Raw genomic sequence first — 20,932 nt, forward strand, 5'->3', positions numbered from 1 at the left:
TAAATCTAAAGTTTTTTTAATAAAACACAAACAAATTAAAACACAGACTAAGAGCTGTCTTGAATTAAAGTGCTTTTATTGTCTCAAAAATTTGGCTCTTATAACCTAGTTAGCTTAGTTTTAACGTTAATGTGTGAAACTCTTAGCTCTGTTGGAGGACTTTCTAGCTGAACATCTAACTTATTCTGTATGTTAAATAAACAAATCAAAGCTGAATCAAAATTTTCATCACACTGCTTTGCTTCATGCATACCATCGATTATTTCCTCTAATTCTTCCACATCATCCATTTCTTGCGGCGCACTTTTTAATATCGCTTTTATTTGGCTTAAGTTTTGACAAATTTTCTCCTGATATCCAGCAATTCTCTCTTGATATATATCAATCATTTTTTGACATGCGTTGCCTCTAAATGGATGTTCTTTTTTCTCTTTTATGTAAGAACTTTGAAAGTCTTTACAGTTAAGGATTGCTTCTCTATGTTTTTTTATGTCATTAATTGCACTGACTATCGACTTATCTATTTTCTTCAAATTTTCTTCCCGTCCTTCTCTTTTAATTATACTTTTGGATTCATTTTTCATTTGGTTCATTTTGTCATACAGGTTTCTGCATTCTTTGTAAGATACCATTGGTTGTAATATTCCTTCTTCTACACCTTTATTGTAAAAATTCTTCAACTCATCACTTGATAGTATTGTTATAGCATCTTCCCTTTTGCCTTGTGATTTAGGATACTTTTTATTCAATGAACTAACATGATTTAACAAGAAATCTTTAACTAGCTCTTCCTTTTTAACTTCAGCTAATTTTTCTAGTGTTTCTATATATTTCAGAACTTCCGCAAAGAGCTGTCCACCAGATGGAGCAAATCCTTGAAGTGGTTTACTCTGAGCTTTATAAAAATCGGTTTGTAAAAAATCTTCAGCTTGTTTTTTTATTACTGAAAGTTCATTGAAGGCTTTTTCTGGATTGATTTTTCTCAAAATACCAACAGTTTTTCTAATCGCTTTTTCTCTCTTTTTATTATCTTGCTTTTCATTTAATATCAGATGTTCAGTTTTGGTAAAAGCATTACCTTGATCACTCTTTGCAATGTTACAAACGATGTTTTTTACAACTTTTTCAGTTGCTGCATAATCTATTTCTTTTGCAAAGCAGTCAACAAATGATTGCCAAACTTTTTTATTAATAAGCTTACTTGTCTTATTTTCAAAATCTTCTCTACTTTTGAATCCTAAAATAGTATAGAGATTTTTTTCAACTATTGGTTCGGCATGTTGTTTTGCCACTTTACCTTTTATATTGAATGGAAATTTACTAATCTTAGTTGTACCCACAATGTTACCTCAATATTAACGCTATCTATAAAAGTATAAAGATTTAATATTTAATTTTTAATTAATACTAGCACAGCTAACTACGGGGGCATTATGCTAGCATCAATAGCAAGCGTCAATTAACACTTTAACTTCTAACTTGTCATCAGTAATATTGTTTATATAAAAACTATAATTTTTTATGCCTGAACTTGGGAATATATTGCTATTGGTAGCCTGCTTATTGTCTTTGACATATTTGTTTTTACCGCTTAGTTCTTGTCGGTTTATTACCACTGCCATATTTTTTTGTGTATCAACATCAATGGCTATTTTGATCTACTGCCACATTACAAATGATTTCTCACTCGAAAACGTATATTACCACTCACACACAACAAAACCTTTGATCTATAAGATTTGTGGAGTTTGGGGAAATAAAGAAGGGTCTATGTTGCTTTGGACATTAGTGCTTACCTTTTACCTATTTCTGATGGATATTTTTGCTGATAACGACAGTAAATTGAAGAAAGTATCCTTGATCACCCAAGGCTTGATTTGCTTTTGTTTTTTACTGTTCACTTTACTTGAATTCAGCCCCTTCACTAAAATGCCAAGCGTTGAAAAAGATGGATTGGGTTTTAATCCGATATTGCAAGATATAGGCCTTGCTATTCATCCACCGATATTATATTTGGGGTACCTTGGATTTAGCGTTCCTTTTTCGCTCTCTATAGCTGGATTAATTGCAAATACTGAAGGAAATGTTTGGGCTAAAATTGTCAGGCCTTGGGTACTTATTTCTTGGTCGCTGCTCACTTTGGGCATCAGCTTGGGTAGCTGGTGGGCATATCGCGAACTTGGGTGGGGTGGATTTTGGTTTTGGGATCCAGTGGAAAACGTTTCTTTGATGCCGTGGCTAATTGCAGTGGCGCTGACACATTTGTTGCTCGTTGTACGAAATTTCAATACTTTAAGGAATTTCGCTATTTTACTTACGCTTACAACTTTTATATTGAGTGTAACTGGAACATTTCTAGTCCGCTCAGGAATACTCACCTCAGTGCACACGTTTGCAGATGACTCAAGGTATGGACTATATATATTAGCTCTACTTGGTGTAATTACAGTCAGTAGCTTAGTAATATTTGTAGTGTTTACGAGAAAAAATCGCACATCTTTCCAGTGCTCAACATTGGAATCCAGAAAGAAATCTGCTACTCAAGTGACAGAGGGTAGAAGATTCTTTTCACGCCTTACGATGATGCTGATGAACAATTTATTATTTATTACTGCCTTTTTCATTGTGTTCGTTGGCACTTTATACCCTACAGTGCTTGAGTATTTAACCGGTGAATTAATTTCAGTTGGAGCACCATATTACAATTCTTTATTTAATCCTATTGCACTGGCTATTCTAGTGCTCACCATGATCGGGCAATACTGCCGTTGGCAGGGAAATAGTCTATTGCCAATATTTCGTGAATACAGATTTTCATTCTGTAGTGCTGCAGCTATTTTGCCGTTTATCTTTCACATGGAGCTAATAATTGTGCTATCAATTACTAGCTCCATAGCATTATTAATCTTTGTTTTAGAAGCATATAGTAAAAGAATTTGTTTATTTAAGGTAGCATTTGGTGAATCAATTTTATTAGCAAGAAAAGTTTCTAAATCCTACTATGCAATGATGGCAGCTCATGCTGGAGTGGCAATTTTAGTGCTTGGTATAGCTTATTCAGTTGGTTGGCAGGAGAAAAAAGAAAATTACTTAAAAATAGGGGATAGCATAACAGTCAATAAATTTAAAGTTACTTTGCAAAATATTGAGCTAATAAAAGAAAAAAATTTCCATGCAGTGAGAGGTACAATGGATATCAGGAATTTGCTGAATAACAAGATATTGGGTGAAGTAACTCCTGAATATAGATTTTACCTTGCGGAAGGTCAGAAAAATGTTGAAAGCAGTATCTACCACAATTTGCTTTCTGATATTTATGTTGTAATTGGAGAGATTGATAAGAGTAAGAGCAAAATCGCAGCTAAAGTGCACTATAAACCTGGAATGTCTATAATCTGGCTTGGATCCTTTCTCATCGCTTTTGGTTCGCTCCTTGCTGCTTTGCCTTCTAGTGGACGAACAAGGGTTGTTTAGCTGTGGGTTATACGGTATTTAGGAAGGATTATATTAAATCTCATTAAGAAAGAGAGGCATCTTATAAAAGCTCGCAACAAAAATTTCATATAGTTATTACTATAGATAGCTATCTTATGAATATATGAAAAAAAAGTTATAAAAAATAATATACTATCATAAAACCTTATGGTAAAGCATATGTTTGTTTATATAAAGAAAGTAATATGAGCGACTCCAACGATAGCAATGACAAAAAGCACACTGACTCTATAAATTACAAAATAGGGCAAAAGATAAAATACTGGAGGTTAAAGCTAAAATATACTCAGGAGAATTTGGCAAATAAAATTGGAGTACCAAAACAGCAAATACTGAGACAAGAACAAGGGGTAGATGACATTTATCCACACGAACTCTATGCCATAGCAAAAGCGTTATCAGTTAATATCGGAGCTCTACTCCCTAAAAGTGAACATAGTTGTTGGGATAAAGATAGGATGAAAGTGTTGAAAAATCTTGTCGGAGTACATGAAGAAATTGAAAATCATGGATTAGACGAGGCATTTTATTTACTAGCCAGGTCTATCAAGGTTAACGAAAAGAGTACTGTAAAAGCAACCAAAGTAGAATTGGCAAAGAGTCTAGCTAAAGCAGAAGTTTCTGTTGATATTATCTCTCAAGCAACAGGCTTATCTACCGATGAATATAATAATACAGAAGGAGAAATTCGTACTGATTCTGTAGATTGTACAACAGGACAAAGGATAAAACGCTGGAGGGTAAAGCGAAAATATACTCAGGCAGATTTAGCAAGTAAAGTCGGGATATCACAACAGCAAATACAAAGATATGAAAAAGGGGACAATGTTCCACACAAAATGTTATGTGCTTTAGCGGAGGAATTAACAGTTGATGCTATAGCTCTACAGCCTAGACCAAAAAGAGGTAAAAACAAGAATAGTGAAGCAGGGATATTAAGTTGATGGGAGAATGTAACGAGATTAATAATCAAGAATTATTGGATGTATTGGATTTGTTATCCTGTGTTTTATGTGGAGGCATGTGGGCTGGCAAAAAAGAGGTTATAAAAAGAGTTAAGGTTGAAGTTGCATGGAATCTACTTAGGTTAGACGTCTCTATTGATGTTATTCTCCAAATAACTGGCTTATCAACTGATGAAATTGTATGACTCCAATCACAGAATAAACTAGTGAATTTTTTAAAAAGTATATAAAATTCAAGTGATTACTTTAAGTAAATAGCATGGCACTTAGACTCATTCCAGATAACCCCAATATCAAGTTTAGTAAATATAGGGATTTGACTGCACTCGTTAGCATTATTTTTATCATCTTTTCAATGCTCATTGTTGTGTTACGTGGAGTGAACTTAGGCATAGACTTTGCAGGCGGAATTTTGATAGAGATACAATCTTCAGATGAGAATCACTCTATTCTCGATGCATTAAAAGAAAATGGTTTTACAGTGCAGAGTTCAAAAGCGGGTGATAATTTAGTCATGCGTTTTAAAGATGAAGGAGATGAAGATAAAATCAAAAAGATAAAAAGCATACTAGAAGAAAAGCTAGGTAGCTCAATAAGCTATCGTAAAATAGACTATGTTGGCCCACAAATAAGCTCAACACAAATATTTGAAGGAATGTTATCCATGTTGATCACAATTGTTGGAATATTTTTTTACGTTTGGTTTAGATTTAATTGGCAATGTGGATTCAGTGGAATAACAGCACTGATTCATGACGTGATTTTAACTGTTGGTTTTATTAGCCTAACTGGCATTGAGTTTAATATTTCATCAGTTGCAGCTCTCCTCACTGTCATTGGTTATTCAATCAATAACTCAGTAATTATATACGATCGGATTCGAGAGTATTGCAAGAGTGGTAAAAGTGGGCGGATGAGTGAGATAGTAGATGCAAGTATCAACGCTACATTATTTCGCACTATATTAACCTCGGGTACAACCCTTCTTGCTGCTCTTCCTTTGACATTAATCTGCACAGATGCAGTGAGAGACTTCAGCTTGATCATTTTTTTTGGTATTTTGATTGGCACTTGTTCTGCAATATTTATTTCTGCTCCTATATTAACCTACAGAGCTTTGATAAGTAGATTGTAGAAGTGTTTAGTCGCGGTATAATATCAACTTATTATCTCTTATAGTGAAATGAAAATACCTTAAAAAGCTCATTCCAAGTAGTGAATGAGACATAGAATGAGTGTTAACGCTCGCCTGTACATCATTAACTAAAAAATTCCCTATTTTAACCTGAGGGATGTGAACAACACCAGCTTTTATTTGACCTTTCGCAGTTTCATATATTTTAAAATCCTGAACGTTTTGTAAGTTAATACCAACATGTAATGCGTCTTTTTGTGATAGAACAATATCGGTTGCTCCGGTATCAAGCAAAAACGTTATATTGCGATCATTGACCTGAGCCTGAATATAAAAGTGTCCATCGTATGATTTCGTAAATTCGATACTTCCACTATTCTGAATTCTCCCTTTATATGGTAAAAAAGTACTGAGAAATCTGTCGCTTAGTTTGTCCCTTTGTAAATCAATAAGCATTGAAGTGGCAGCTATTATTAGTAACCAAATAACTAGACTTTTCACCGCGTTCATATTGTTAAAATTTGAAGCTATTAAAATAAATTTTAAAGATTAGCGTTAAAAGTTATTATTAAAAATAAGCAAATTTTATTGTTTTAGTACAATATTTAATATACACTTTAAGAAGATATGTTTGATTTAATTTCATGTCAGAAGCAAAAAGTTTAATTTTAGCAGCTATCCTTTCCATGTTGATCATGGTATCTTGGCACATTATTTATGATAATTTTTTTAGTGCAAACCAAAACCAGCCATTGATTGAACATATCGAATCTTTTAACGACCTTGCTCCTATAATACACCAAAATCGTTCTGAAATTATTAATTCCACTCGAGAACAGAGGGTTAGTTTAACCAATAACATGATTAAAGGATCAATTTCTTTGAAAGGTGCAAGGTTTGATGACTTAATCTTAACTAACTACTACTTAGAACCGAGTTCTTCTTCTCCACAAGTGGTGTTACTGTCACCTGCAGAATCAAAAGATGTATATTTCGCAGAATTTGGGTGGCTCGATCCGAATGAAAAGATTAAAGTTCCAGATTCTAAAACAGTCTGGCAAGCAGATAAACTCAATCAAAAAGAGGTCAATTTATTTTGGGATAATGAAAATGGCATTTTATTTAGAATGAAAATTAGCCTTGACGATAACTACATGTTTAAAGTTGAGCAAATTATTGAAAACAATACAAAAGATAATGTAGTTTTGGTTCCTTATGGTAGAATTAACCGTAAACGTGACAATATCAACGAATCTTATTGGATATCCCATGAAGGAGTACTGGGTGCATTTGATAATAAACTGGAGGAGTGGACATATAAGGATATCTCTAAGAAACATTTAATAAAAGCAAGCTCAAGTGAAAAAAATTGGTTTGGTTTTGCTGATAAATACTGGCTCACAGCCATCATACCTGAAAAATCTGATAAAATAAATGTAAGCATTAAGCATACTAATGCTAATGATATTGATAAATTTCAAGTAGATTTTGTCAAGCCTTATAAGAGCATACTTCCTGGCGCAAGTGTTTCTAATGTGAATTATTTTTTTGCTGGAGCAAAAAAGTTGAATTTACTGGATTCTTATAAGGATACTCTCAATATACCTTTGTTTGATAAAGCTGTAGATTTTGGTGTTCTTTATTTTATAACCAAGCCGGTGTTTTTATTACTTGAATATTTTAACTTCGTTTTAAGAAATTTTGGCTTAGCAATATTACTGCTCACTTTGGTGACCAAGCTTTTGATGCTTCCTTTAGCGAATAAATCATATGTTTCGATGTTTAAAATGAAAAGCCTGCAGCCTGAATTAACTCGTATAAAAGAGCTGTATAAAAATGATAGTCTGAAACAGCATAAAGAGACGATTGCATTATTCAAAAAAAACAATATAAACCCAATATCGAGCATTTTTCCCATGCTAATACAAATCCCAGTGTTTGTTGCTCTATATAAAGTATTGTTTGTTACTATAGAAATGAGACATGCACCTTTTTATTTATGGATTAAGGACCTTTCAGCTCCTGATCCAACAAACATTTTCACATTATTTGGGCTATTTAATTACAATTTTCCTGTTTCTATAGGTATTTTACCTATAATTTATGGAATTACTATGTTAATTCAACAAAAATTGAGCGGGAACGATCATGCCAAAAAAGATGACGTTCAAATGAATGTTATGAAATTTTTACCTTATATTTCTGTCTTTATTGTTTCTTCCCTTCCCGCTGGTCTAGTAATATATTGGATATTTAGTAATATAATCACCTTAGTCCAACAATCATTAATAAAATTATTTTTAACGAGAAAAGTAGGAGTAAATGTCGAAAATACTAATAGTTAATTCAATTTACCACACTGAAATAGCGAACCTTTTGCTTGAAGGTGCAGTCGATAGATTAAAAGAAAGTCATGCAAGCTATGACATAATTGAAGTTCCTGGTGCATTTGAGATACCAGCTATAATTCTTTTTGCGGTCAAAAGCAAGAATGCTAATTATGACGGTTATTTAGCTCTTGGGTGCGTGATTCGCGGTGAAACCGATCACTATCAATATGTTTGTAAAGGAGTAATCGAAGGCTTAAATGAAGTTATTATGCATTATGTTATGCCCCTTGGTATGGGCATAATTACCGCTGACAGCAAAGATAAAGCACTAGTTAGAGCTGACAAAAACAAAAAGAACGTTGGTGGCCATGCAGCCTCAACTGTTTTGCATATGATAGATTTACACAATAAATTAAAATAATGGAGGAAAAACCAGTAGATAAAAAGTGGCGCATAAAAAGAAGTACGGCAAGATTTCTTGCTGTACAAGTTGCTTATTCAAATATTTTTGTAGGTTACAACAAAAGCACTTTTAAATTGGAAAATTGTGAACTTAAGGACTACATAAGTAAGTTGAAAGATATATTTGAATGTAAAGAATTTGAACATCAGTTCTTAGAAAACTTGTTATATAAGGTTATAAAAAACAGTGAAGAATATGATAAAATAATAGAGTCTTACTTACACCCAAGCTGGTCCCTTTCACGGTTAAATCTTATAAGCTTATCTATTTTGCGTGTTGCAATATGTGAGTTAGCTAATTGTGATACGCCAGTTCCAGTTGTCATTAATGAATATACTAACATTGCATCTGATTTACTTGATAAACCAAGCGAAATTGGTTTTATTAATGGGTTATTGGATAAGGCAAAAGATGCAGTTAAATTAAATAAAAATCCTTAGCAGCTTCTCACAACTATATAAAAGTTAAGGAAATTTCCATAATAAATTTAAGTAACTGACACTAAAAAATAAAGAGGCAGACTTAGCCTGCCTCTTTTATTTCACTTGGCCATACTGTCTATTTTCCTTGTTGTTGAGAAGCAACTTGTTCAACAACAGCTTCTTGTAAATAGAAGTTGAACACTTTAGCATCATTTTCTTTTAGTACGTAAGCCTAACTCGTTCACTAGCTTACTGTTACCTATTGGAACGTATTCACCACCCTCATCGTTTTTCATTGCTCGTGACTTTATAAGTAAAAGCGTAATATCAGGTACCATATCACTGATTGCTTCTTGCACAATAACATAGCCTTCTTTGCCCTTTTGGTTAACAAAATCTATACGATATTCATCGTCTATAAGATTACCGTCTTTATCCTTATTTTTATTATTTTCTTCGATATACTTAAGCTCTCCTTTTGTTATTTGTAACACTGATTGTGTATCACTGACACTAACAATCTTCCAAGCTTTCAACTCAGATATTTCGTTACTTTTGCTGATGGCATATACTGCTAAACAAATCAGTGCAACAGCAACAAATGCTAAAACACTCATTCCAAGTGGTGTAGCTGCAAAAGCTGCAAGTGGAGCTAGCATGGAAGTTGAAGACACCCAATATGGTGCTGAAAGTGCTACTGCTGCGCCTATGACATACAAAGAAGTAAGTGCAACAAGTGCAGTGTTTGTTTTGTGGAACTGACCTCGATGATTTTTGAAAGTTAGCATAAACGAACTCATTTAATAAAATATTAATATGCTTAAATTGTATATAAAAGAACTGGCATAGTCAAGCTTTTTCGCAAATTACCTACCACTTGAGCCAAAGCCCCCTGCATTGCGACAGGTTTCTTCTGTGCAGAATTCTTCTCTGTCATCCAAAATTACCTGAGACACAGGAGAAATAAGGATTTGTGCAATTCTATCTCCTCTTTTTATCTCATACGACTGATTACTTAGATTAATTAGGCAAATCTTCACCTCACCTCGATAATCAGAGTCTATAGTGCCCGGAGAATTTAAGACAGTGATTCCATGTTTTGCAGCAAGACCAGAACGTGAGCGGATTTGCCCCTCAAAACCGTTTGGTATTGCAATCACAATTCCAGTTGGAACAAGTAATCTCTCAAGTGGATTTAAAACAGCAGAGTCATTCAATGCAGCATAAAGATCCATACCAGCACTCTGCGTAGTTGCATAACATGGAAGAGACAAGTCTTCTCCGTGTGATAATCTTTTTATTTCTACTTTAATTTTACTTCTTTGCACTCCAATTTACCAACTATGAAGATTCAATTATAGCATGTAAATTGTATCTGCAAAAGTAATAAATGTTACATCGTAAATGATGTCATTCTAGTGCGTGACGCCAGGCCATAAAATAAGTTTTTCGTTTCTATATGTGCTACCTTAAGACTTTAATTATACAACGTCTTAACGCACTTAACCCCATCGACATATAAATTTGCATGACTTTTTTGAGTATTAAGCAATGCAAGTCCAATGTTGTCTACACTAGAGCGCAGTTCCCCTATTTCCTCATTATTTTCATTTGTCACTTTAGTGCCAATATCTGGAAGTGCGTTATCCCCCTCAACAAGATAAAGTTTTCTTCTGAATATTTCTTGTCTGCTCATTCGATTTACGACTTCCTGACCTACGTAACACCCCTTATTAAAGCTTATACCGTTTGCCTTATCGACTAAATATTGCAATGGGAACGATGAATTTTGTACCATATCTTTTGCTCCATCTGGAACAAGGTTTTTAATTCTAACTTTTTCATACTGAATAAAATCTCCAACCGGTTCTTTTATTTCATCTTTATGTATGATCCTCATTCCTAGCAGCTTGTGCCTTGGATCTTGAAAAATAACTTGTGACTTACTACTACACTCTGCCAACTTAGTATCAAACAAAACTCCAACCTTATATAGTGCACTAATGTCTTTAATTTTCACTCTCAAATAAGTTTTAAGTAAATCTAGTTTCTCGATTATTTGCTGTAAGTGCACATTTTCGCACTCTAAGAAAATATATCTACCATATTCAATAAGAAAAAAATCATATAGGTATTTTCCCTGAGGGCTAAGCAATAAAGAGTAAATAGCTTTTTGGCTATCTAGCTTATTAATATCATTGGTTATAATGCCCTGCAGAAAATCTCTAGTGTCAGGCCCATATAGCACTATCACACCACGACTTAAGAATGGTATATAACTCATGAAATCTCTATAAATAAACCTAAATTTTATTATATAACATTAGGCTCTTTTAGAAACTGCTTTTGGCGTGCATATTTTATATGGTGTGCATATTTTACAAGCTCCAGCCCTTGAAATCTAACTTACGAGTATATATATAAAGTTATAGGTTAATTTGTTGAAAGGAAAAGCAAATGTCAAGTATAAGTTTAAATGTATTGGATGATAGCGTGCTGATCAAGCCTATTAGCGAGGAAAAGCAGGGTGGAATTATGCTTCCATCAAGTGCTGAAAAGAAACCTACTAAAGGTGAAATTGTAGCAACTGGTGAAGGTTCACGCAACTCAAATGGCGAACGCATAGCTTTAACTGTAAAGGCTGGTGATAAAGTGTTCTATCGTCAATGGGCTGGTACAGAAATAGAACATAATGATGAAAAGCTTATCGTGATGAAAGAGTCCGATATACTTGCTGTCATTAAATAGCAGTCTTTATTTTACTAAACTGAAACAAAGCGCAACATGGCGCATTGTAAATGGTTTTATTATAGTTTTCTAAATTTTTTATTAACAAGAGGTGATAAAAATGACTAATGTAGTAGTATCAGGTGAGCAGTTACAAGAAGCCTTTCGTGAAGTCGCAGCAATAGTGGATTCAACGGTAGCAATAACTGCGGGACCTAGAGGAAAAACAGTAGGGATTAATAAGCCCTATGGAGCACCAGAAATTACAAAAGATGGTTATAAGGTGATGAAGGGTATCAAGCCTGAAAAACCACTAAATGCTGCAATAGCAAGCATCTTTGCCCAAAGTTGTTCTCAATGTAACGACAAAGTTGGTGATGGTACAACAACGTGCTCAATATTAACTAGCAGCATGATCATGGAAGCTTCAAAATCAATTGCTGCTGGAAACGATCGTGTTGGTATTAAAAACGGAATACAGAAGGCAAAAGATGTAATATTAAAGGAAATTGCATCAATGTCTCGTACAATTTCTCTAGAGAAAATGGATGAAGTAGCGCAAGTTGCGATAATCTCTGCAAATGGTGATAAGGATATAGGTAACAGTATCGCTGATTCCGTGAAAAAAGTTGGAAAAGAGGGTGTAATCACTGTTGAAGAAAGTAAAGGTTCAAAAGAGTTAGAAGTTGAGCTGACTACTGGCATGCAATTTGATCGCGGTTATCTCTCTCCGTATTTTATTACAAATAATGAAAAAATGATCGTGGAGCTTGATCATCCTTATCTATTAATTACAGAGAAAAAATTAAATATTATTCAACCTTTACTTCCTATTCTTGAAGCTGTTGTTAAATCTGGTAAACCTTTGGTTATTATTGCAGAGGATATCGAAGGTGAAGCATTAAGCACTTTAGTTATCAATAAATTACGTGGTGGTTTAAAAGTTGCTGCAGTAAAAGCTCCAGGTTTTGGTGACAGAAGAAAGGAAATGCTCGAAGATATAGCAACTTTGACTGGTGCTAAGTACGTCATAAAAGATGAACTTGGAATCAAGATGGAAGATCTGACACTTGATGATCTTGGTACTGCTAAAAATGTTAAAATTACCAAAGATAATACCACAGTTGTCAGCGAAAATAGCGATTCTGACAGTGTGAAAGCTAGAATCGAGCAGATCAAATCTCAAATTGAAACTTCAACTTCTGATTATGATAAAGAAAAGCTAAGAGAACGTTTAGCGAAATTATCAGGTGGTGTTGCTGTGCTAAAAGTTGGTGGAGCAACTGAAGTGGAAGTTAAAGAACGTAGAGATAGAGTTGAAGATGCGCTGCATGCAACAAGAGCTGCAGTTGAAGAAGGCATAGTTCCAGGTGGTGGAGTTGCACTTCTTTATGCTTCATCTGTTCTCGACAAATTAAAAGGTGCAAGTGACGAAGAGCAAATAGGCATAAACATTATCAAGAAAGTTCTCAGTGCTCCAATTAGAAGGTTAGTTAAAAATGCTGGTCTTGAATCTGCTGTTATCATTGACTATTTGATTAAGCAGAATGATAAAGAGCTTATATACAACGTTGAGGCTATGAATTACGCTAATGCATTTACAGCTGGTGTGATTGATCCAGCAAAAGTGGTGCGTATTGCTTTTGAAACAGCGATATCTGTTGCGAGTGTGCTGATTACTACTGAATCTATGATAGTTGATGTACCAAGCAAAGAAAATGCTTCATCTCCTATGGGCGCAGGAGAAATGGGTGGCATGGGTGGATTCTGAGTAGAGTGAAGCCGTGGAGCAACTGCTCCACGGTAGTTCCAAAAAATCTCACATTTTACTATTCGTTAAAGGTAATACGTTTGTTGCAGAAAGGCACTACTGTTTGCATCCGTTTCACCCCCTTATATTGTGGTTGTCTAATAACAAAAAGGCAGCATAAGAAAACTATAACCCCTGGTGTATTTATACTAGCATAATGCTAAATTAATAAATAATCCATATAATGCTATTAAATATAACACTTAAAATCTAAATCACTTTCTCTATAAAAGGAGAAATTTGCCTTAATGAAAATACATATATATTTAATATTGTTTTTATTTTTTTCTTGCACCCAACTATATGATGACGAGGAAATTGCAAAATTTGATTTACTTATTGGCGAGATAAATGAAGCAAACCTCACTCTTAAAGGTGCAATAAAGGTTACAGTAGAACCAGGCTGGCACATATATTATAAAGATCCTGGAGATTTCGGTCTTCCCACTTCTTTTGATTGTAAGGGTAACACATTAAACATAGATATTTACTGGCCTACTCCAAAGGAACATAGAGATAAAGTAGGAAGAGAGATATTTATCAGTAACGTATATAAGGATATGATATTATTTCCCTTTAAGATGAATGTATTTTCAAATCAAGGGTATATTGACCTTAACTTCCATATAAATTATGCGATATGTAAAGATAGGTGCATCCCTAAAAATGTTGAGATAAAAACCAGGCAACCACTAAAGGATTTTATAGATTCTGATATCAATAAACTTATAAATGAGTGGTATGAAAAATAGGGTTTTATAGCTAACACGTCATACCGCCGCGGATAGATTCCGCTAACAAGTAGCGGAATGACGAATTTGTCGTTTTTCAAATTGTCGGTAAATCTAAGTCAGTTTAGCTATAGCAGGCTATTAGCTTACTATAGCTTTTGTAGTGTGACTCTCATAAACAATAAATTAGGTATTTTCAATTTTTGTTGTATACTTAAATAAAAATCTCACTTTTACAGATGGATACAGTAAAGTTTGTTTTATTACTGCCAACAATATTACTCATGCTAGTTGCTGGTGTTTACCTATCGGTTAAACTAAAATGGCTACAGATATTTAGATTGCCGTACGCCCTTTCACTCATTGGAGTTAAAAGAGGGGAAAATAAATTTTCTTCTATAGCCGCCCTGTTTACAATCTTAGGGGGAAATTTAGGAGTAGGAAACATTTCAGGAACTGCTGTTGCTCTAAAAACCGGAGGACCGGGCTCTATTTTATGGATGGCAATAATTATTGTTATCACTTCTGTGATAAAATATGTCACTTGTTATCTAAGTATAAAAACCAGAAAGGAAAAGAACGGACGGTTTATAGGTGGCCCTGTAGCCTACATGGCTGATACATTTAATTCTAGAAAAGCTACAATTGTGTTTCTGGTTGTTATGATGATGGTTTCAATAACAGCTGGTAACCTTGTTCAGGTAAATTCTCTATCAATACCACTTAACATGATAGATGTGCCTGTAGTCATTGGTGGCATTATAATGGCCATAATATTTTTTGTTGTTGCAGTTCTCAGCTTAAAAAAAATTAAAATTTTTATATCGGCTATGATACCGATAATGACGGTAAGTTACCTCACACTTTGCGGTATCATATTATTTAAGTTTAGTGAAAATATCCCTCCTTCTCTAAAATTAATAACAAGCAATTTTTTGACAGCTAGTAGCTTTAACTCTGGTTTATCCCTAGGTTTGATTTTAGAAATGTTGACTATTATTCAAGTCGGAACTTTGCGAGGTATTTTTGCAACAGATATAGGGCTTGGCCTCGAAGGAATCGTACATTCTTCAATTGTTCCTAAGAAAAATAATAATAAATTTATTATTGAGCAGAGTCTAATTACAATAATATCGCCTTTTATAGTTGCATTTATAGTGTTTATTACAACAATGGTACTGCTTGTCACAGATTCTTGGGTCACTGATTTAGAGAGTACTAACATGTGCATATTTGCTTTTAGAAAAGCTATGAATTGGCCCTATATTGACTATTTAATTATGGCCATAATGTTTTGTTTTGCCTTTACTACTATTTTTACTTGGTTTTTTTGCTCAAAACAGACAATACGCTATGTGTCTATGGATAATAAATACACTAAAATCTGGATTGTAATTTTTACCATGATCATTCCGCTTGGTGCGATGGGTAAAGTCCGATTGCTATGGGATGTCGCTGATATCTCGATTGCTGCTTTGTTATTTATCAACATACTCGCTATACTCAAGCTAACTTCTCAAGATCCAGAAGTATTCACTATGAGCAACAGATATTTAAAATTAGGCGCCAACTAAAAGTTGCCATCTGAGTAACAACACAACCTTCCTTAATAAAAATTCAACCAATGCTCGTGATAATTATATTAGCTAGTATTAGCTAGAACTAAAGGCAGAGGGTTATTAGTGAGGGGTATATGAACACTAACAATATACAACAAAAACACATTTATAATGAGCGCGTTCAAGAATTTTTTTCTTTATTTGATGAAATAAAAAAGGAAGACGACCTAATTTATAATGTTAGAGTTGATTTTAACACAGTAAAGTTTTTAACAGAACACGCCGACTGGAATTGGGACGAAGATAAAGACAAAAATAAAGCTTATGAAGTTATTCTTCAGGAATGCGACAAGACAGCTAGACAAGAGCTTGAAGATAAAGCTAAAGAAGAGTTGAATAAATATATTACTAATGCTAATAACATTAATGATGATGTTAAAGATAAAAAAGTTTCAATATACGGTAATCATGCCAGTATTACACTGGAGGATAACAAGAAAGAGTTCAAAATCAGCGAATTTTTAAACAGTGATTTTTGTCAGAAGAATGGAATCTCGGGATTTTCAACGTTGCATAGTGATGGAAAGAGCGGAATGCATGGTTTTGTTGCCGAGGAAGGAGGGAAAAAAATAAGACATTATGTTGTAACCGATGGTTCATATGAAATGACGCTAAATTGGTATGTGAATGGGGAAAAGTGTACTATTAAAGTCAATATTGATAAAGAAGGTGTAGACCTTATTGAACCTAACAGTGTTACGGAGCAATTAAAGAAGCAATTAGAAGTAAACAAAGACGTAAAAATAGGTGGTTTATTCTTGCATGAAATAAAATTCAGGGAAAAAGGAAAAGTGAATGAGGTGCAACATGACGGAAAAGACAATCAAGTCCTTAACAAATCATCTGAAATCGCAATAAAAAGTAACAGTAGAGATATTGAGCAAGAGGTCAAAAAACCTGTTCAAAAACACCAAGCTACTCATATGAATCGAGAAATTGGGTCTCAGACCCCTCCGCTGCCACCACTTAGAACTAGTTCACTTCCACCTAAAGAAAATGTTGTCAATGAGCAAGGGAGGAATGCCTCTGCCAAGCCTGTGAGCCAAGATGGTGGGCAAAGAGATAAACAGAATAATCCAACACCTAATAATCAGCAAAAAGGTGCAACTTCTGATCCTTCGGACAGTTCTACTTTCAACAAGTCTGTAAGCCACAATCAAGATAATAGGCAAAAAGATGAACGGTATGACAATCCTACATTTGGACATGCTGTACCTGGAAGCCAAAAACCAGATAGAAGTGAGCAAACACCTAATAATCAGCAACAACCTAAAACCCAGCAACAAGAAGGAAATAGCAAAGGCGATCTATTACAAGACATCAGAAATTTCAAGAGAAACAGCTTACGGCGCACTGGTGTTGTTGATGGTAGCGGAGCATCAATGGAAGGAGGCAGGAAAAATGAATCAACGTCTTCTATATTAGAAACATTAAAGGACAAAGTTCCTTACTTGCCTTATTCAAATATACATGAACATGACAGTGATAACCGTGGTGCTAGTGATGCTGAGTGGGAAGAAAGTAAACAGCCACTTTCTGTTCCAAAACCCAATAGCAAAAGTGACCCGGGCTATTCACCTCAAATTCATGCTCAACCTCAAGTAGATCCTGAGCAGCCAAAGAGGAGCTTAGAGAACATTGAACAAAGTGACCAAACTCCACCTGAAAATCTTCTTAAAGAAATCAGAGATAGATCACAGCAAGATAATAGAGGATTAAGGCAAGTTGATCCTACTGATAAACTGTCACAAGATAAAGAAGATGGGTTGCTAAAAGACAGTTCAACAGATGTAAAAACAAACGATTCGGGCTATTCATCTCCAACTCATGCCAATCATGGACAATCTCAAGTAAATCCTGGACAGTTAAAAGCGAGCCTAATGAATGTTGAACAAAGGGATGACACTCTACTTACGGAATTTACCAGTAAGTTGGATAAAGAAACTCAGAAGTTCCCACTAAAACCGGTGGATCAAAAAGGAATTAGTGAACAAACCAAAGAACATTTATTAGCAGCAGGATTGTTAAAAGACAGTTCAACAGACATAAAAACAGTGGCAGAACAAGAAAACAATGACACTAATTCAATTGTAGATAAAAATAGTAATCTATATAAATTACTAGAGAAAGATGAAGCACAACTGAAAATTGGAGTAATAGAAGAAGAAAGAAAAGATACTTTAACGGAACACACTGATAGTTATGATCGCAATAGAATTGCATTAGGTAACAGAAATAAAAGGCCACTGGATTGGGCTAAACGTATTGCTGAGTCACAAGAAAAAGATACTAATAAAAGTATTTTAATGTAAATTGAGGTTAGGGAATGTTCAAAAAAGTGTGTCAAACCGCATTTTTAACTCAACTCAATTTTCAATCTACCAGGAAAGAAAATATCAAGTTGAGATATAGTTAAAGCCCAATTAGGTATAGCCATAGTGGGAGTGTTAAATAAACCATACGCGTCAAGTTAAGGCCCAATATAGCACCATTTAAAGTGGGTATCTTGTTTGTTACATTTATTTTTTGGGAAATTTTGATCTAAAATAAGATAATTCTTTTAGAAGAGTCTATAAATCACTAGCTTTATTACTTAATATCTAAAATAATTTTTACCACTTTTCTTTTTCCTTATGCTACTTTCCCTTAACTTGACGCATATGGTTTATTTAACACTCCCGATAATCTCGTTATACCTGACTTGGAAACAAAAGAATCTTAATCCCTTTCAAAACCTTCTATCTATTGTCTCTTAAGCTACACCTCTGAACGGATACATATATTTCTAGACTCCTGATACAATGTTGAACATTTTTTTTTGCATTTTGAATTCTATGGTATTTTGTTTAACATTGAAGCAAGAGTCCAGGCACTGCCTTTGTGTTTGAGGCAAAACCGGCTATAACACTTAACACACTGCCTTTGCAAACAAATGTTCGTACAGCTATATGCTGCACACTAGAATAACAGAAAGCAGAAACCTTACTTAATTGGTTTAAAGTGATTCGTATCCCTTCCCTTTTGAAGAAAAAAACTCAACTATAGGTGATATAATATATTCATTCACTTTTTCAGATGCAAGTGATATAGCTCCAACCGCAAATGCCCCTGCTATCAGCGCTATCATTTCTATTGTTGCACCTGCTAAAGCTGCAGAGCCCATTCCAAGCATTGCACCAGGAAAAATAGCAGTTGCGGCTGCAGCAAGGCCAACTCCAATTGCAGCGCTTGCAACGCATAAAACGGCCATCATGAAAAGATCTTTCTTGGAGAATTCTCCTTTGCATATATAATATGCAGCAAATAATATTACAGGAACGACAGCAACAATTCCACCTATAACCAAAGGTGACAAAGCTGTGAAACTCAATCCCAAACCTGTAAGTGCACCTGTTACTGATGCTGCACCGCACAATATTAAAAAAACTTTAGTGTTGTAATCCATATACTCTCCCTAATTAATTAATATATTACCATTTGTTCATATCTCCATCAAGCAGAAAATTTTAGTGGGGCGAGCGACCAGGATCGAACTGGCGACATTCAGTACCACAAACTGACGCTCTACCAACTGAGCTACGCCCGCCAAGATATAAAATATCTAACATACGAGTGCAAATAGTCAATTGATTATTTAACTCTCCTTTTGTAGAGGGTTTTAAGTTTAGCCAATAAATATTTTCATTGATACTTTTACTATTATAGTTAATTGTATTGATACTAATGAAGTAGTGGTATGTTTAAAAGTATTTTCATATTTAGTTTTTTTACGGCTATTTCAAGGATCTCAGGGTTAATAAGAGATGTATTGATTGCTACGGTTATTGGTGCAAACTCTCTTGCAGACATATTTTTTTCTTCGTTTCGTTTTGCCAATCTATTTCGCGCATTTTTTGCAGAGGGAGCATTTACCACGTCCTTTATACCGTTATATTCAACAGAATCACACGATGATAAAAAGGCATTTAATTTTGCGAGTAGTGTAATATCCATTACGTTTATTATCTTAGTAATTTTTTGCCTTATCATGCAAACTTTCTCCCCTTATATGATTCAAATTTTTGCTCCTGGATTTGACCAAAGTAAGTTTACCCTTACTGTTACTTTATCAAGAATTATGATGCCCTACATAATCTTTGTTTCAATTGCATCACTTATTGGTGGAATGCTGCAAGTAAAGCAGCATTTTGCTTCAACAGCTATTGCACCAATCGTTTTGAATCTCTGTTTAATCATCAGTTTGTTTGTGCCTTACGTAAAAACTCCAGCGCACAACCTTTCTATAGCTGCCCTTATAGGAGGAATTTTCCAGCTACTTTTGATACTATTTAGCGCATACAAGTTAAAGGCAGCTTTTTCTTTTAGCCTTGAATTAAGCAATGAAGTAAGGTTGTTTTTTAAGCGTGTGATACCTGCAATTATCAACAATTGTGTAACTCAAATAAGTGTATGGATTGACACAATCATGGCGAGTTTTATACCAAATGCGGTGTCCTATATATATTATGCCGATAGACTAAATCAACTACCGCAGGGAATAATCGGTACTACAATCGGTACAGTGCTTCTTCCTTTAATTTCAAAACAGGTAAATAATACTGAAAATATAGTCAAAATACAGAACAAGGCTCTCAACATAGGATTAATGTTAATTATGCCAACAACTGCTGCCTTTATTATTATTCCCGACATAATTTTACTTACGCTTTTTTCTTACGGCCGGTTTGATCATTATGCAGTGCAGCAAACTGCTCCCACGTTAATAGCATTTTCTCTTTCTTTACCTGCATTTATTATAAATAAAGTATTGCTACCCACGTTTTTTGCTAAAGGAAATCTAAAAATACCAACTATGTTCTCACTAATGTGCCTTGGAATTAATGTAGTGCTAAACCTTTTGTTAATGAACGAGTATCAGCACACGGGGATTGCTATCGCTACTTTCGTTTCCACTTGGATAAACTCCATTCTATTAATTAGTTATTTAACAATAAATAAAATGTATAAGGTTAGCCAAGCGTTATTATTAAATATCATGAAAATTTTTGTAGCAACGGTAGTCATGTCAATAGCCCTTTATATTTTTAATTCTTTGTTGGCAGGATTATTTTTTGATAAAATATTGGCTCGTATTGTTTATTTAACGACTTTAATAGCTTTGAGTGTTATTGTTTATTTTGGTATTCTTTACCTAACTTTTAGAGGAAGTTTGGATAATTTAAAACATGTATAAAC

Annotated in this window: 20 protein-coding genes and 1 tRNA gene; 13 read left to right on the plus strand and 8 right to left on the minus strand. The window is 34.3% G+C overall.

Going from position 1 to position 20,932, the window contains the following annotated elements; genetic code table 11:
* Positions 1–98: 98 nt before the first annotated feature.
* Together OM966_RS01900 and OM966_RS01905 are read right to left on the minus strand one after the other, a co-directional pair.
* Positions 99–1,340: a hypothetical protein gene (locus tag OM966_RS01900; protein WP_264328605.1), complete on the minus strand. Its 1,242-nt coding sequence runs from the start codon at positions 1,338–1,340 to the stop codon at positions 99–101.
* Between the two features lie 102 nt (positions 1,341–1,442).
* On the minus strand, positions 1,443–1,622 hold the full coding sequence (locus tag OM966_RS01905) for a hypothetical protein (RefSeq protein ID WP_264328606.1): 180 nt from the start codon (positions 1,620–1,622) through the stop codon (positions 1,443–1,445).
* Here OM966_RS01905 and OM966_RS01910 point away from each other — a divergent pair.
* From OM966_RS01910 to secF, 4 genes are all read left to right on the plus strand, one after another.
* Positions 1,579–3,474, plus strand: a complete 1,896-nt coding sequence (locus tag OM966_RS01910; RefSeq protein WP_458694302.1) for a heme lyase CcmF/NrfE family subunit — start codon at positions 1,579–1,581, stop codon at positions 3,472–3,474. The genes OM966_RS01905 and OM966_RS01910 overlap by 44 nt on opposite strands.
* Before the next feature lie 206 nt (positions 3,475–3,680).
* Positions 3,681–4,439, plus strand: a complete 759-nt coding sequence (locus OM966_RS01915; protein ID WP_264328608.1) for a helix-turn-helix domain-containing protein — start codon at positions 3,681–3,683, stop codon at positions 4,437–4,439.
* A complete protein-coding gene (locus OM966_RS01920) occupies positions 4,439–4,645 on the plus strand; it encodes a hypothetical protein (protein WP_264328609.1) in 207 nt (68 codons plus the stop codon). The genes OM966_RS01915 and OM966_RS01920 overlap by 1 nt, the downstream gene beginning before the upstream one ends.
* Before the next feature lie 74 nt (positions 4,646–4,719).
* Entirely contained in the window at positions 4,720–5,595 is an 876-nt protein-coding gene (gene secF / locus OM966_RS01925; RefSeq protein WP_264328610.1) for a protein translocase subunit SecF, read from the plus strand.
* Between the two features lie 6 nt (positions 5,596–5,601).
* Here secF and OM966_RS01930 read toward each other — a convergent pair whose 3' ends face one another.
* Positions 5,602–6,105, minus strand: coding sequence for a TIGR02281 family clan AA aspartic protease (locus OM966_RS01930; protein WP_264328611.1), 504 nt, complete (start codon positions 6,103–6,105; stop codon positions 5,602–5,604).
* A 134-nt stretch (positions 6,106–6,239) separates the two neighbouring features.
* On the opposite strand from OM966_RS01930, the gene yidC reads away from it, so the two are divergent.
* From yidC to nusB, 3 genes are read left to right on the plus strand one after another with little or no spacing between them, the layout of a single operon-like run.
* The gene (gene yidC / locus OM966_RS01935; RefSeq protein ID WP_264328612.1) at positions 6,240–7,940 is read left to right on the plus strand and encodes a membrane protein insertase YidC; all 1,701 of its coding nucleotides are present in this window, start codon (positions 6,240–6,242) and stop codon (positions 7,938–7,940) included.
* Positions 7,918–8,346, plus strand: coding sequence for a 6,7-dimethyl-8-ribityllumazine synthase (locus OM966_RS01940; RefSeq protein ID WP_264328613.1), 429 nt, complete (start codon positions 7,918–7,920; stop codon positions 8,344–8,346). Before yidC ends, OM966_RS01940 begins: the two co-directional genes overlap by 23 nt.
* The gene (gene nusB, locus OM966_RS01945) at positions 8,346–8,828 is read left to right on the plus strand and encodes a transcription antitermination factor NusB (protein ID WP_264328614.1); all 483 of its coding nucleotides are present in this window, start codon (positions 8,346–8,348) and stop codon (positions 8,826–8,828) included. The genes OM966_RS01940 and nusB overlap by 1 nt, the downstream gene beginning before the upstream one ends.
* Positions 8,829–9,019: 191 nt before the next feature.
* Here the strand turns inward: nusB and OM966_RS01950 are convergent, their stop codons facing one another.
* From OM966_RS01950 to ygfZ, 3 genes are all read right to left on the minus strand, one after another.
* Positions 9,020–9,598, minus strand: a complete 579-nt coding sequence (locus tag OM966_RS01950; protein WP_264328615.1) for a hypothetical protein — start codon at positions 9,596–9,598, stop codon at positions 9,020–9,022.
* A 78-nt stretch (positions 9,599–9,676) separates the two neighbouring features.
* Positions 9,677–10,138, minus strand: coding sequence for a dUTP diphosphatase (gene dut / locus OM966_RS01955; RefSeq protein WP_264328616.1), 462 nt, complete (start codon positions 10,136–10,138; stop codon positions 9,677–9,679).
* Between the two features lie 149 nt (positions 10,139–10,287).
* Positions 10,288–11,094 carry a CAF17-like 4Fe-4S cluster assembly/insertion protein YgfZ gene (gene ygfZ / locus OM966_RS01960; RefSeq protein WP_264328617.1) on the minus strand — a complete coding sequence of 269 codons (807 nt, stop codon included), beginning with the start codon at positions 11,092–11,094 and terminating at the stop codon, positions 10,288–10,290.
* 173 nt (positions 11,095–11,267) lie between these two features.
* On the opposite strand from ygfZ, the gene OM966_RS01965 reads away from it, so the two are divergent.
* From OM966_RS01965 to OM966_RS01985, 5 genes are all read left to right on the plus strand, one after another.
* Positions 11,268–11,558 carry a co-chaperone GroES gene (locus OM966_RS01965; RefSeq protein ID WP_373457551.1) on the plus strand — a complete coding sequence of 97 codons (291 nt, stop codon included), beginning with the start codon at positions 11,268–11,270 and terminating at the stop codon, positions 11,556–11,558.
* A 100-nt stretch (positions 11,559–11,658) separates the two neighbouring features.
* On the plus strand, positions 11,659–13,308 hold the full coding sequence (gene groL, locus OM966_RS01970) for a chaperonin GroEL (RefSeq protein WP_264328618.1): 1,650 nt from the start codon (positions 11,659–11,661) through the stop codon (positions 13,306–13,308).
* Between the two features lie 287 nt (positions 13,309–13,595).
* Positions 13,596–14,099 (plus strand): protein-disulfide reductase DsbD domain-containing protein, encoded by a 504-nt coding sequence (locus tag OM966_RS01975; protein ID WP_264328619.1) that lies wholly within the window; start codon positions 13,596–13,598, stop codon positions 14,097–14,099.
* Between the two features lie 218 nt (positions 14,100–14,317).
* On the plus strand, positions 14,318–15,652 hold the full coding sequence (locus OM966_RS01980; protein WP_264328620.1) for an alanine/glycine:cation symporter family protein: 1,335 nt from the start codon (positions 14,318–14,320) through the stop codon (positions 15,650–15,652).
* A 119-nt stretch (positions 15,653–15,771) separates the two neighbouring features.
* Positions 15,772–18,009, plus strand: coding sequence for a hypothetical protein (locus OM966_RS01985; protein WP_264328621.1), 2,238 nt, complete (start codon positions 15,772–15,774; stop codon positions 18,007–18,009).
* A gap of 683 nt (positions 18,010–18,692) precedes the next feature.
* Here OM966_RS01985 and OM966_RS01990 read toward each other — a convergent pair.
* Both OM966_RS01990 and OM966_RS01995 read right to left on the minus strand, forming a co-directional pair.
* The gene (locus OM966_RS01990) at positions 18,693–19,142 is read right to left on the minus strand and encodes a hypothetical protein (protein ID WP_264328622.1); all 450 of its coding nucleotides are present in this window, start codon (positions 19,140–19,142) and stop codon (positions 18,693–18,695) included.
* A gap of 65 nt (positions 19,143–19,207) precedes the next feature.
* Positions 19,208–19,283: transfer RNA gene (locus OM966_RS01995), tRNA-His, on the minus strand.
* Positions 19,284–19,433: 150 nt separating this feature from the next.
* Between OM966_RS01995 and murJ the strand changes: the two genes are divergently transcribed.
* Entirely contained in the window at positions 19,434–20,930 is a 1,497-nt protein-coding gene (gene murJ, locus OM966_RS02000) for a murein biosynthesis integral membrane protein MurJ (RefSeq protein ID WP_264328623.1), read from the plus strand.
* Positions 20,931–20,932 lie beyond the last annotated feature (2 nt).

Source organism: Wolbachia endosymbiont (group A) of Andrena hattorfiana (genome assembly GCF_947179565.1).
Classification (GTDB): domain Bacteria; phylum Pseudomonadota; class Alphaproteobacteria; order Rickettsiales; family Anaplasmataceae; genus Wolbachia.